This window comes from uncultured Roseobacter sp. (assembly GCF_947496515.1).
Classification (GTDB): domain Bacteria; phylum Pseudomonadota; class Alphaproteobacteria; order Rhodobacterales; family Rhodobacteraceae; genus Roseobacter.
Window position 1 is genome coordinate 312011 of sequence record NZ_CANMDB010000001.1, and the last position, 12842, is coordinate 324852.

General features: G+C 64.8%; 15 protein-coding genes. 7 read left to right on the plus strand and 8 right to left on the minus strand.

All coding sequences use genetic code 11. The annotated features are described in order from the left end of the window. Positions 1 to 64: 64 nt before the first annotated feature. A complete protein-coding gene (locus tag Q1A53_RS01580; RefSeq protein ID WP_299962267.1) occupies positions 65 to 1066 on the minus strand; it encodes a molybdopterin-binding protein in 1002 nt (333 codons plus the stop codon). Further along, positions 1063 to 2031 carry an XdhC/CoxI family protein gene (locus Q1A53_RS01585; protein ID WP_299962269.1) on the minus strand — a complete coding sequence of 323 codons (969 nt, stop codon included), beginning with the start codon at positions 2029 to 2031 and terminating at the stop codon, positions 1063 to 1065. The genes Q1A53_RS01580 and Q1A53_RS01585 overlap by 4 nt, the downstream gene beginning before the upstream one ends. 135 nt (positions 2032 to 2166) lie before the next feature. Here Q1A53_RS01585 and Q1A53_RS01590 point away from each other — a divergent pair, with 135 nt between their 5' ends. Genes Q1A53_RS01590 through grxD form a run of 3 tightly spaced genes read left to right on the plus strand, consistent with a single transcriptional unit; the run spans position 2167 to position 3081 of the window. Beyond that, the gene (locus Q1A53_RS01590; protein WP_299962271.1) at positions 2167 to 2403 is read left to right on the plus strand and encodes a BolA/IbaG family iron-sulfur metabolism protein; all 237 of its coding nucleotides are present in this window, start codon (positions 2167 to 2169) and stop codon (positions 2401 to 2403) included. Between the two features lie 5 nt (positions 2404 to 2408). Beyond that, positions 2409 to 2726 (plus strand): hypothetical protein, encoded by a 318-nt coding sequence (locus tag Q1A53_RS01595; RefSeq protein WP_299963042.1) that lies wholly within the window; start codon positions 2409 to 2411, stop codon positions 2724 to 2726. Then, entirely contained in the window at positions 2719 to 3081 is a 363-nt protein-coding gene (gene grxD, locus Q1A53_RS01600) for a Grx4 family monothiol glutaredoxin (RefSeq protein ID WP_299962273.1), read from the plus strand. The genes Q1A53_RS01595 and grxD overlap by 8 nt, the downstream gene beginning before the upstream one ends. A 362-nt stretch (positions 3082 to 3443) precedes the next feature. Here grxD and Q1A53_RS01605 read toward each other — a convergent pair whose 3' ends face one another. Continuing rightward, positions 3444 to 3833, minus strand: a complete 390-nt coding sequence (locus Q1A53_RS01605) for a cell division protein ZapA (RefSeq protein ID WP_299962275.1) — start codon at positions 3831 to 3833, stop codon at positions 3444 to 3446. Beyond that, on the minus strand, positions 3833 to 4336 hold the full coding sequence (locus Q1A53_RS01610) for a hypothetical protein (protein WP_299962277.1): 504 nt from the start codon (positions 4334 to 4336) through the stop codon (positions 3833 to 3835). Before Q1A53_RS01610 ends, Q1A53_RS01605 begins: the two co-directional genes overlap by 1 nt. Positions 4337 to 4613: 277 nt before the next feature. Between Q1A53_RS01610 and tkt the strand changes: the two genes are divergently transcribed. Then, positions 4614 to 6632, plus strand: coding sequence for a transketolase (gene tkt, locus Q1A53_RS01615; RefSeq protein ID WP_299962280.1), 2019 nt, complete (start codon positions 4614 to 4616; stop codon positions 6630 to 6632). A gap of 105 nt (positions 6633 to 6737) precedes the next feature. On the opposite strand, the gene Q1A53_RS01620 is transcribed toward tkt, so the two are convergent. After that, positions 6738 to 7697, minus strand: a complete 960-nt coding sequence (locus Q1A53_RS01620) for a DUF808 domain-containing protein (protein WP_299962282.1) — start codon at positions 7695 to 7697, stop codon at positions 6738 to 6740. 209 nt (positions 7698 to 7906) lie between these two features. On the opposite strand from Q1A53_RS01620, the gene gap reads away from it, so the two are divergent. After that, on the plus strand, positions 7907 to 8908 hold the full coding sequence (gap, locus tag Q1A53_RS01625) for a type I glyceraldehyde-3-phosphate dehydrogenase (RefSeq protein WP_299962284.1): 1002 nt from the start codon (positions 7907 to 7909) through the stop codon (positions 8906 to 8908). 97 nt (positions 8909 to 9005) lie between these two features. Beyond that, on the plus strand, positions 9006 to 9149 hold the full coding sequence (locus Q1A53_RS01630; protein WP_299962286.1) for a hypothetical protein: 144 nt from the start codon (positions 9006 to 9008) through the stop codon (positions 9147 to 9149). 53 nt (positions 9150 to 9202) lie between these two features. On the opposite strand, the gene coaD is transcribed toward Q1A53_RS01630, so the two are convergent. The 3 genes from coaD to Q1A53_RS01645 form a co-directional block, all read right to left on the minus strand. Then, entirely contained in the window at positions 9203 to 9700 is a 498-nt protein-coding gene (gene coaD, locus Q1A53_RS01635; RefSeq protein ID WP_299962288.1) for a pantetheine-phosphate adenylyltransferase, read from the minus strand. Between the two features lie 105 nt (positions 9701 to 9805). Then, positions 9806 to 10240: a CBS domain-containing protein gene (locus Q1A53_RS01640; protein WP_299962290.1), complete on the minus strand. Its 435-nt coding sequence runs from the start codon at positions 10238 to 10240 to the stop codon at positions 9806 to 9808. Positions 10241 to 10299: 59 nt separating this feature from the next. Further along, positions 10300 to 11196 (minus strand): LysR family transcriptional regulator, encoded by an 897-nt coding sequence (locus Q1A53_RS01645; RefSeq protein ID WP_299962292.1) that lies wholly within the window; start codon positions 11194 to 11196, stop codon positions 10300 to 10302. Positions 11197 to 11330: 134 nt separating this feature from the next. Here Q1A53_RS01645 and Q1A53_RS01650 point away from each other — a divergent pair, with 134 nt between their 5' ends. Beyond that, positions 11331 to 12830 carry a CoA-acylating methylmalonate-semialdehyde dehydrogenase gene (locus Q1A53_RS01650; RefSeq protein WP_299962294.1) on the plus strand — a complete coding sequence of 500 codons (1500 nt, stop codon included), beginning with the start codon at positions 11331 to 11333 and terminating at the stop codon, positions 12828 to 12830. Positions 12831 to 12842 lie beyond the last annotated feature (12 nt).

Consider the following 12842-nt stretch of genomic DNA (forward strand, 5'->3'; position numbering starts at 1 on the left):
GCGTACAAGTCTTTTACGGATAATCAGAATTATGTAAATATAATATCAACCCTGCGGGCGGTGATCACTTGGCTTTGCCTGCGCGGGGTTGCGGGCGTGTCGGGATCTCTTTCAGCAGACCGCCCACGCCCATGCCCGCGATGTCCCGGTCGCTGACCGCAATGCCGCAGAGCGTTCGCGCCAGAACCCAGTCGGCGCCGTTTAGCGCTGGCGAACGTGCGCAGCCCGGCAGCCCGATCACAGGACGATCCGACAGCCGGGCGGTGAAGAGCAGATTGCCGGGATCGACCGGCATGCCGAAGCGGTCCACCGTGCCGCCGGCGGCCCGGACGGCGGCCGGTGCCACATCCTCGATGTCCGAGGTGGCGGAGCCTGTCAGAATGAGCAGCAGGTCCTCGGGGCTGTCGCGCAGCGCGTCTGACAAGGGGGCGATGTCATGCGGTACGAGCCGGGGCTCGGTCAGGGGCAGGCCGAAGGCTGCGACACGGTCGGCGATCGCGCGCTGGCCCTTGGCCCCTGCCCCGCCTGGAATATCCGTGATGACCAAACCGACACTGCCCAGCACCGGGGGGGCCAGACGAATGGCGGCACGGGCCCGCGCGCAGGCCTCGGCGAGGGCGGCGTCGGGGACCGCATAGGAGATGATCTTGATCGTGGCGATCATGCCACCGTCGGCCATCTGCTGAAACGGCGGAACCGTGGCCAGCGTGATCATGGGATGGACCGCGTTGACCGCTTCGAGAGCGGCCACATCGAGCACCACCACGCCCGGGCCCCGGGCCATCAGATTGACACGCCCTGTAAACGCCTTGGTGATGCGGATGTGGTGTGCGGCTGGGTCCGGCACCAGCGCCTCCGCGAGCCGGGCGGCAGCGGTGTCTTCGCTGACGTCGTCGGGGCCAAGCTGCGCGACCGTGATCTGCGTGATCCCCGCGGCCTGCAGCGCGGCAATGTCCTCGGGGCTTAGAACGCGGCCCTTGCGCAGGCGGTGTCCCGGACCGAGTGCCGCGGAATGCGCGAGCACTGCGCCCACGGCGGTTTCCGTCGGGACGGGGCCGAATTTCACGCGCCGCGCCTCAGCACGCGGGTCATCTGCGCAAGAATGGAGACGGCGATTTCCTGCGGGCTGGCAGCGCCGATGTCGAGGCCCACGGGTCCGTGGATCCGTGCCAGATCAGCCTCCGAGAAGCCCGCTTCGCTCAGCCGGGCCCGGCGGGCGGCATGGGTGCGGGTCGAGCCCAGGGCACCGATGTAGAAGGTATCCGATTTGAGGGCGATCTGAAGCGCGGGGTCATCCAGCTTCGGGTCATGGGTCAGCAGGAGGACGGCCGTGCGGCTGTCAACGCCGATCTCCGAGAGCGCCTCGTCGGGCCAGTCGGACAGGATGCGCTCGCCGGGAAACCGCGCCTCTGACCCGAAGGCGGCGCGGGGGTCGACGATGAAAGGATCGTAGCCCGCGATGCGCGCCATGGGCACCAGCGCCTGGGCGATATGGACGGCACCGACGATGGCCAGTCTGAGCGGCGGGTTGTGGATGGCGACAAAGACGGCGCCTTCTGCCTCGAACCCCGAGCGGTCCATGGCGAAACGGTCCGGGTAGCCGTCCGTGCGCAGCTGCCGCGCGCCGGTTTCGAGGTTGATCTCATAGGCCACGGGGCGACGTTCTGCCCGGGCCTGTGTCAACTGGCGCAGCAGCTCTTCGGGCAGGACGCTGCCCACGGGCTCGACCAGGACGCGGATGGTGCCGCCACAGGCGAGCCCGACGGCAAAGGCATCGCCGTCACTGACCCCGTATTCGAGCAGGCGTTGGCTGCCCTGCTCCAGCGCCTCGGTCGCCTCCAGCACGACGGCACCTTCGACGCAGCCACCCGAGACGGAGCCCTGCATCTCGCCATCGCCCGCGATCACCAGCTGTGCGCCGGTGCGCCGCGGGGCCGAGCCCCAGGTCTCCACCACCGTCGCCAGCACCGCACCGCGCCCCGCCTCGTGCCAGGCCAGCGCCTGCTCGGGCGCGCCCTCAAAGATCTCCATCCCCTCACCTCCTGCTCTGGGGCAAGTATCGACCAGTTGCGGGAGCTTGTCTGCCGAAAAACGCGCGCGAATTGGCATCTTGTCCCCGCGCCGCGTGCCCCTTACATCTGGGACAGAGGTTAACGGAGCCAGACCATGCCGATGCACGCCCGCGAAATTGAAGACCTGCTGCGCGCCAGCTTTCCCGACGCGCTGATCCGGGTCGAAGGCGAGGACGGTGTGCATATGTCGGCGATGGTCGTGGATGAGAGCTTTCGCGGCAAGAACCGGGTGCAACAGCAGCGTGCCGTCTATGCTGCACTCAAGGGCAAGATGGATGGCGCCAACGGCGAATTGCATGCCTTGGCGCTGACCACCAAGGCGCCCGATTGACCGTCGTGCGCCTGTGGTCCCTGCTGATGGCGCCGTTTCGGCGCAAGGCCCGCCAGCCGCTCTCGCACCGGCAGCCTGAGGGTCGTGCGGCCTCGCGCACCGTGCCGCTGGGGATGGAAGCCACGGACCTTGACCTGATACAGAGCGTCAACCGCCGCAACGCCGGGCTGGAACGGGTATCGACCTTTTTCCGCCCCTTTTCGGGACAGCGCTACGCGCTTGAGGACGCAGAGACGCAGACCCGCGCCTTTGCAGACGATGAAACCTATGCCGCGCGCTACCACCGCGCGTTCAACCAGAAAAAGGCCCAAACCGATGAGTGATGCAGCAACCCAGATCAAAGAGACAATTACAGCCCATGACGTGGTCCTGTTCATGAAGGGCACCAAGGAGATGCCGCAATGCGGGTTCTCCAGCCGGGTGGCGGGCGTGCTGAACTACATGAACGTGCCCTATTCGGACGTGAATGTGCTGGCAGATGAGGGCATCCGGCAGGGCATCAAGGACTTCTCGGACTGGCCGACGATCCCGCAGCTCTACATCAAGGGCGAGTTCGTAGGCGGATGCGATATCATCACTGAAATGACCCTGTCGGGCGAGCTGGACACGCTTTTCGAGGAGAATGGCGTGGCCTTCGACAAGGAAGCCGCCGACAAGATCCGCGAAGCCAACGGCTGAACCAGCCGACCTGAACGATCCGTTCTGTCACCGGGCCCGAAAGGCCTTCGAAGGCCTTTCTCCACTGCGGGGGTCAGATGTGGTGGCGCGAGTTCCGACGTCTTGGCGGGGCGGATCAAAAGCCTTCGAAGGCTTTTGCGCCTGACGATAGGCGTATCGCATGAGCTGCGCTGAGACCTATGTCGGATGCCGGACAATCGGTCAGAGCGCCTTGAGCGATGCCGGCATCGTGTTTGCCGCGAGCCAGTCGCATTGCCGACCGGCTGTCGGGGAAATTCAGCCGGTGTGTCTGTCCATCCGCGGCGTTGCCGCAGATACGCCGGCCCGCTGTCGGGGGTGCCCTTTCAGGGTGACCTCATCCTTCAGCTGTTTTTCTCTTCCACCGACGCGGCCAAGGCTTCAGCGCGGGCGGCCAGTTCGGCCAGCGTGTCGGTCACCGATTGTGGCACAACGGGCACCTCGATGCGCTCGGGCTCTGCCGTGCTGTCGCGGAGCGCTGCGAGTTCCGCCTCGCAGGCGGTCAGCTGGGCCTGCACTTCGGCCACGCTGTCCTCCACGCTGGCCGTCTTGTCCGCGAGCATCAGCCCCGCCATCAGCAGCATCCGCGCCTCGGGCATACGGCCCACCTGATCCGAGAGCACCTGCGCCTCATCATCGAGCATCTTGGCGGCGGTGTGCAGATAGTGCTCCTCTCCCACCTGGCAGGCCACATCGAACTGCCGTCCGCCGATGGTGATGGTAACCTCTGGCATCAGCGCGCCTCCTCTGGTGTGCCGGACGCAGCGTCCGAGCCTGCCGTTTCGGACAGCAACGGCGTCAGTGCCGCAATGATCTCGGCGGTTTCGGCCACGTCCGCGGCGCGGCTGGCCCGGAGCGCGTCAAGCTCGGCCTGGAGCGCACCGTTGATCAGATCCGGGTCTCCCACCCCGTCGGCGTTGGCCTGGCGCAGCGCCTCACAGCTTTCCACCAGCTGGGTATTGGCGCCCCGCAGCCGTTGCAGGGCCAGCTCGAACTCCTGCAGCCGCGCGGCCGTCTCGCCTGCCTTTTCTTCGAGCGCCTGAAGGGCTTCGGCCTGACGGGTGCCCAGGGTCCGGATCCGTTCATTGAGCTGGGCGTTGGCGGTTTTTTCCTCGCTCAGCGCCTGTTCGAGCGCCGCGACCTCTTCGCCACCGCCCGCCTCCATGCCGTCCACGCCGCGGGCAATCCTGTCCATCGCCGCCATGATGCGGCTGTTCAGCTCTTCGATTTCGCTCATGCCCACCTCGTCCTGTCCCGCGGGTTTGGCGTCCGCTGCTTGCTTGCGGGTCCGAATCGCCCGGCTTGCCTGAAGGTAACGTTATTCACCGAGCGCAACAAATACACCTTTGTTTCCGATCAAGCGCTTGGCAGGCGGTGTTCATCCCAACCGCGCGCCGCGCCATGGCGGCGGCCCTTGATCTTTGCGAGGTGACTGATATGCAACGCCGAAAGGCTCTTGCGGCGCGGTTTCGTGACCCGGCAGCCAATCGGAACCGACAAAGGAAACCTCTCCCGTGGATCTCAAAGCTCTCGCCTCTGCCAACCCTGATCACTGGTCCAAGGCCACCGCCATTCGGACGCTGGCGCTTGATGCGGTGGCGGCGGCCAATTCAGGACACTCCGGCATGCCGATGGGGATGGCGGATGTGGCAACGGTGCTTTTCGAAAAGCACCTAGGGTTCGATCCCACCCAGCCGGACTGGCCTGACCGCGACCGGTTCATCCTGTCGGCGGGGCACGGCTCCATGCTGCTCTATGCGCTGCTGCACCTGACGGGCTATGAGGACATGACGCTGCAGCAGCTCAAGGATTTTCGCCAATGGGGATCGCGTACGGCGGGTCACCCGGAATACGGCCATGCGGCAGGGATCGAGACCACGACCGGCCCGCTGGGGCAAGGCATCGCCAATTCGGTGGGCTTTGCCATGGCCGAGGAGATCCTGCGCGCGACCTACGGCAAGAAGGTGGTGGATCACTATACCTACGTGATCGCCGGCGACGGGTGCCTGATGGAAGGGGTGAGCCAGGAGGCCATCACCCTCGCCGGGCGGCACAAGCTGTCCAAGCTGATTGTTCTGTGGGACAACAACAACATCACCATCGACGGGCCTGTGACCCTGTCGGACCGCACCGATCAGATCGGGCGGTTCAAATCCGCAGGCTGGGCGGTGCTGGAGATCGACGGTCACGATCCAGAGGAAATCGACGCGGCCCTCACCCAGGCCAAGAAGGGCAACAAGCCCACCATGGTCGCGTGCAAGACGCACATCGCGCTTGGTCACGCGGCTCAGGATACCTCCAAGGGTCACGGCGCGCTGACGGATGCCGCCCAGCTGACCGCGGCCAAGGAGGCTTATGGCTGGACCACCGGGCCGTTCGAGATCCCCGATGACGTGCAAAAAGCCTGGCGCGAGATCGGTGCCCGCGGCGCGGCACAGCGCAAGGCATGGGAAGAGCGGTTCGACACCCTGCCCCGCGGCAAGCGCGAGACCTTCAACCGCGCCCACGCGCTGGAGGCACCGAAAAAGCTGAGCGCCGTCATCAAGGCCTTCAAGAAACAGATGTCCGAAGCAGCACCCAAGCTCGCCACGCGGGCCAGTTCCGAAAAGGTGCTGGAGGTGATCAACCCGGTGATGCCGGAGACTGTCGGCGGCTCGGCCGATCTGACCGGCTCCAACAACACCAAGACCGCCGATCTGGGCGTCTTCGATGTGGAGAGCCGCGCGGGCCGCTATGTCTACTGGGGCATCCGGGAGCACGGGATGGCTGCGGCCATGAACGGCATGGCGCTGCACGGCGGGATCCGGCCCTATGGCGGGACGTTCATGTGTTTCACCGATTACGCGCGCCCCGCGATGCGGCTGGCCGCGCTGATGAAGATCCCCACGGTTTTCGTGATGACCCACGACAGCATCGGCCTTGGCGAGGATGGCCCGACGCACCAGCCGGTGGAGCATCTGGCGATCAGCCGGGCGACACCCAACACCTATGTCTTCCGCCCTGCCGACACGATCGAGACGGCGGAGGCCTGGGAGCTGGCGCTGACGGCAAAGAAGACGCCGTCAGTTCTGTCGCTGACACGGCAGGGCCTGCCTACGGTGCGGACCGAGCACAAGACAAAGAACCTCACAGCTCAGGGCGCCTATACGCTGATCGACGCAGAGGGCAAGCGCCAGGCGATCCTGCTGGCCACCGGGTCGGAAGTGGAGATTGCCCTGGCCGCCCGTGATCTGCTGCAGGCCGAGGGCATCGGCACGCGGGTGGTCTCGATGCCCTGCTGGGAGCTCTTCGAGGAACAGGACGAGGCCTACCGCAAGCGGGTGCTGCCCGGCGGTCCGGTGCGGGTGGCGGTTGAGGCGGCCATTCGGTTTGGCTGGGACCGCTGGCTCTTTGGCGAGCGCGGTCGGCGCGAGAAGGCGGGCTTCGTGGGCATGCACGATTTCGGGGCCTCCGCGCCCGCTGCCACGCTCTACAAGGAGCTCGGCATCACCGCAGAGGCCGTTGCCGCTAAGGTCAAATCGCTGATCAAGTGAAGCGCGGGCACCGCGGGGGTGAAGGCGCTTCGAAGCGCCTTCCCGGCACCGTCCTGCCCGGCACCGACCGGGGTGCAGCTGGATGGGTCGCGCGGCGGTTGACCGCTAGTGCGGGATCCTCTCCTTGCCGGTCAGGCTGGCGACGGTCGGGGCGATGAGACGGGTCACCACCGGGATCAACAGCGCGCCGAGCGCCAGCCCGAAGATCCCGTCAAAGATCGCCGTGACCAGCCATTCGCCAAAGCCCGAGCCCGGAGAGACGGCCACAGCGATGTGGTGGATGCTGTCATAGAGCCACGGCAGGCCCAGCACCTCCAGCCCGTGAATGATGATCGATCCGCCGACCCAGAGCATCGCGGCTGTGCCGATAATGGTCAGCAGTTTCAGCAGTTTAGGCATCCCCTTGACCAGACCACGGCCCAGGGCCTGACCCGATCCGGTGCGCCCGTTGGCGGCCATCCAGACGCCCAGATCGTCCATCTTCACGATGAGCGCGACAGCACCGTAGACAAAGGCCGTCACCGCCACCCCGGCGAAAGCCAGTGTCGCGGCCTCGAACCAGAAGCTGTCCGCCTCGATATTCGACAGGATGATGGTCATGATCTCCGCCGAGAGGATGAAATCTGTCTTGATCGCCCCTTTGACCCGCTTTTCTTCCAGCTTGAGCGGATCGCCGACGGACATATCCTCTGCCACATGGGCATCCGCATGCGGGAACAGCCAGTGAAAGACCTTCTCGGCACCCTCGAAACACAGATACGCCCCCCCGAGCATCAGCAAGGGCGTGATGACCCAGGGGGCAAAGGTGTTGAGCAACAGCAACGCGGGCAACAGCACGATCAGCTTGTTGAAGAGCGACCCTTTGGTGATCTTCCAGATGATCGGCAGTTCGCGGTCCGGCTTGAAACCGGTGACATATTTGGGTGTCACGGCGGCATCGTCGATCACGACACCCGCCACTTTGGAGCCCGCTTTGGCCGCCTGCCCCACCACATCATCGACCGAGGCCGCGGCCACCTTGGCAATCGCGGCAACATCGTCCAGCAAGGCAAGCAATCCGCTCATGGGGCCGGTTCCTCCTGATCAACCATCCTGGGGCAGAGCTAGGTGGCTGCGACACTTTGGCAATGCCGCAGATGCCACACGCATGAGGAGAGCCTGTTGGCGCTAACGGCGAGTTTAACGCTAACATACCGTCATTAAACATCTTTTAGAATTCCGCAGTGCAGCAATTCGGGCTATAGAGCGATCAGGCGAGTGTCAGGAGAGTGGCGATGACGATCAAGGTAGGCATCAACGGGTTTGGACGGATCGGGCGCTGTACGCTGGCGCATATCGCCACATCGGGGCGCAACGACATCGATGTGGTGGCCATCAATGCCACGGGTCCTCTGGAAACCGCGGCGCATCTGATCAAATACGATTCGGTTCACGGCCGGTTTCCGGGCAAGGTGGTGACAGGGGCGAACTCCATCGATCTGGGCCGCGGTCCCATCCGCATGATGTCGAGCTACGATCTGAATGCGCTCGACTGGACGGGCGTGGATGTGGTGCTGGAATGCACCGGCAAGTTCAATGACGGTGACGCGGCCCGGACGCATACGGACCGCGGCGCGCGCCGTGTCCTGATTTCAGCCCCGGCCAAGCGGGTTGATCGCACCATTGTCTACGGCGTCAATCACCGGGAGCTTTTGCCGGGCGATACGGTTGTCTCCAACGGCTCCTGCACGACAAATTGCCTCGCACCGCTGGCCAAGGTGCTGGACGAGGCCATCGGGATTGAGCGGGGCATCATGACGACGATCCACTCTTACACCGGGGATCAGCCGACGCTGGACCGGCGGCACGACGATCTTTACCGCGCGCGTGCGGCGGCGATGGCGATGATCCCCACCTCGACCGGGGCGGCAAAGGCGCTTGGCGAGGTGCTGCCCAATCTGGCGGGCAAGCTCGACGGCACCGCGATCCGGGTGCCCACACCCAATGTCTCCGCCGTGGATCTGACCTTTGAAGCCAAGGTGGATGTCACGGTCGAGCAGGTCAACGCAGCCCTGCGTGCTGCGGCCGAAGGCGCCATGTCGCGGGTGATGTCCTATGATCCCGAGGCCAAGGTCTCCATCGACTTTAATCACACGGAGCACAGCTGCGTCGTGGCACCCGATCAGACCAAGGTCGTGGGCGGGCGCACCGTGCGCGTGCTCGCCTGGTATGACAATGAATGGGCGTTCTCGGCACGGATGGCCGATGTGGCGGTCAGCATGGGGCATCTGGGCTGAGCCACGGACGCGAGACCACCCCCCTGCCCGCTTGCGGCGCGCCCACCAGCCTGCCATAGGGAGCGTCACATCCGCGCCTGAGCGGGAAGGGCTCTGAATGACAAATCGAATTGCACTGGTGCTGGGGCTCGTTCTGCTGGGGCTGGTGGCGATTGATGTGATGGTTTTTGGCATGGACCACGTCGTTTTTGTGGGTCGCAAACTGCTGGCGCTGATCGACTATGTCGCCTTCTGGCGCTAGCGCCGACCCCTGCGCGACTCTCGTGGCACACCTGACAGTCTGTGCCAGCCAGCCTAGCTCTTGCCCAATTGTGCCAGCAGCGCCTCGCGGACCTGCGGGGTGACGAACTTGCTGATGTCCCCGTCGAGCCGGGCAATCTCTTTCACGAGCTTGCTGGCGATGGCCTGGTGCTGGGCTTCCGCCATGAGAAAAACCGTCTCGATCGTGTCGTCAAGCTGACGGTTCATGCCGACCATCTGGTATTCATATTCGAAATCCGCGACCGCCCGCAGCCCGCGGACAATGACCTGCGCGCCTACGTCCCGGGCGCAATCAATCAGCAGGTTCTCAAAGGGATGGACGACGATCTCGACACCGGTCTGCGCCGCAAGTGCCGCGCATTCCGCCTCGATCATGCGGACGCGGTCCTCCAGCGGGAAAAGCGGACCCTTGTCGCGGTTGATCGCAACCCCCACCACAAGACGGTCCAAAAGCACGGCGCCGCGCCGGATAATGTCGAGATGCCCCAGCGTGATCGGATCAAAGGTGCCGGGATAGAGACCAACGCGCATGCGGGCTCTCCTGTCGTGAAATGTCCGCGCAGACGATCACCGGATCCCGCGGATTGCAAGGGGGCAGATGGTCGGGGTGGCGTGGGGCCGAAAAGGCCGCCCGCGTCAGTGCCCCATGATCATCCCTTCGAGCGCGTTTTTCTCCATCGACAGTTCCATCAGCTTGGCCTTGACCACGTCACCGAGAGAGATAACGCCAACCAGCCGCCCCCCCTCCAGCACGGGCATGTGGCGAAAGCGACCGTCCGTCATCTGCTGCAGGACCGCGTCGGCGGCGTCGTTGCTGCCGCAGGTCACCAGCTTGGTCGTCATCAGCGAGGAGACCGGATTGACAAGACAGCCCGCCCCCCGCGCGCCGATTTCGCGTACGATGTCGCGTTCCGACAGGATGCCCTCGGCGTTGGTGCCATCCTTTGAGACAACCACCGTCCCGATCCGCTTTTCCGACAGTATCTTGGCCGCTTCGGCGACGGACAGTCCGGGTTTCACCGTGACAACATCCGATAAAGCCTTGGTTTTCAGGATCTGGGACACCAACATATCAAACCTCCCTGGACACGTCGATCATCTCTCCAGCGTCACCGCAAAGCCGGATTCTGTCAAGCCAGCGCTTCGAGCCGTGCAACCTCTGCGCGCAAACCTGTGGTCAGCGCTTCTGCAAAGCGGCTCAACCTCAGATTGCGGCGGTCGTCCATGTGCCGGATGAGGTAAAAGCTGCGGGTCAGGCTGATTTCCCGGGTGAGGATACGCCGCACGCCCGGCATGGCTGGGACGGCAAAGTCATGGACGATGCCCACGCCCCCGCCCTGCCGGATCCAGTTGGTCTGGACCGAGACAGAGTTGGAGGCGAGCGCCACCCGGTCGAGCCCGAGCTCCCCGAGATAGTCAAGCTCCCGGTCAAAGATCATATCCGGAATGTAGCCCACGAGCCGGTGGCGGCTGAGATCCGCGCGGGTGCGCAACGGTTCGTGGCGCGCGAGGTACGCGTCAGAGGCGGCAAGGTGCAGGTGATAGTCCGTGATCTTCTGCACCACGAGGCGTCCCGCGGTGGGCGCGCTGACGGCGATGGCCGTATCCGCCTCGCGCCGCGACAGGTTGAAGACCCGCGGCAGGGCGACGATCTGGATGTCGAGATCGGGGTTGTCGCGGGCCAGTGCGGCGCAGACCTGCGGCAACAGGTAGTTGGCGCTGCCGTCGGGCGCACCGATGCGGATCTGACCGCTCAGCCGGTCGCTGTCGGGCGGCAGGTCCGCCACGGCGCTACGCATGGCCCGCTCTGCCGCCTCCGCCCGGCCGAGCAGGGACAGCCCCGCGTCGGTCAAGGCATAGCCCTGCGGGGACTTGGCAAAGAGTGTCGCCTGCAGCGCGCGCTCCAACCGCTGCATGCGCCGCCCCACGGTGGCCGGGTCCAGCCGCAGTACCTTGCCGGCACCGGACAGCGAGGCCTCGCGTGCGACCGCAAGAAAGAGGCGCAGATCGTCCCAATTGGTTTGCATGGGGAGAAGCCTTTGGCTGGTGCTTTGCGTTTCTGCAGGATGATTTTGCCAACTTGCCTCTTTCAGAGGTGTTTTTGCACGACTAGGGTTGGGCAAAGGTCCGAAGGGCCAGAACACCAACGGCGGAGATCCCTATGCAAGAGCTCACCCACTATATCAACGGCGCGCACGTCAACGGCACCTCCGGTCGCTTTGCCGATGTGATGAACCCGGCCACGGGCGAGGTGCAGGCGCACTGCCCGCTCGCCTCCAAGGATGAGGTGGCGCAGGCCGTCGCCCATGCCGCCGCGGCGCAACCGGCCTGGGCCGCGGTGAACCCGCAGCGTCGGGCGCGCGTGCTGATGAAATTCGTCGATCTGCTGAACCGAGACATGGGCAAGCTGGCAGAAGCGCTGAGCCGGGAGCATGGCAAGACCCTGCCCGATGCCGCAGGCGACGTTCAGCGGGGCCTGGAAGTGGTGGAATACTGCATCGCCGCGCCGCAGATGCTCAAGGGGGAATACACCGACAGCGCAGGCCCCGGCATCGACATGTATTCCATGCGTCAGGCGCTTGGCGTGACGGCGGGCATCACGCCGTTCAACTTCCCTGCGATGATCCCAATGTGGATGTTCGCCCCGGCGATTGCCTGCGGCAACGCCTTTATCCTCAAACCGTCCGAACGAGACCCCTCTGTGCCGTTGATGCTGGCAGAACTGATGGAGGAAGCGGGGCTGCCCAAGGGGATCCTTCAGGTGGTCAATGGCGATAAGGAAGCGGTGGACGCGATCCTGTACGACGAAACGATTCAGTCCATCGGCTTTGTGGGCTCGACCCCGATCGCGGAATATATCTACAGCACCGGCTGCGCGCAGGGAAAGCGTGTGCAGTGTTTCGGCGGTGCCAAGAACCACATGATCATCATGCCAGACGCGGATATGGACCAGGCGGCGGACGCGCTGGTGGGCGCGGGCTACGGCGCGGCGGGCGAGCGCTGCATGGCCATCTCCGTGGCTGTCCCCGTGGGCGATGACACGGCCGACCGGTTGATCGACAAGCTGGTGCCGCGGATCGAGAAACTGAAGGTCGGCCCCTATACGGGCGGCAATGACGTGGATTACGGCCCGGTGGTGACCGCCGCGGCGAAGGCCAACATCGAGCGGCTGGTGCAGACCGGCATTGATCAGGGGGCCAAGCTGGTCGTGGACGGGCGTGATTTCCGGCTACAGGGCTACGAGGACGGGTTCTTTGTCGGTGCGCATCTCTTCGACAACGTCACCAAGCACATGGACATCTACAAGCACGAGATCTTTGGTCCCGTGCTGTCCACCGTGCGCGCGCAAAGCTACGAGGAGGCGCTTGGCCTCGCCATGGACCACGAATACGGCAACGGCACCGCGATCTTCACCCGGGACGGGGATGCGGCGCGGGACTTTGCCAACCGGGTGAATGTGGGGATGGTGGGCATCAACGTCCCGATCCCCGTGCCGCTGGCCTATCACACGTTTGGCGGCTGGAAGAAATCCGTCTTCGGTGATCTCAACCAGCACGGGCCGGATGCGTTCAAATTCTACACCCGCACCAAAACCGTGACCGCCCGCTGGCCGTCGGGCATCAAGGAGGGCGGCGAATTCTCCATCCCGGTGATGGAGTAAGCGCGCGGTCCC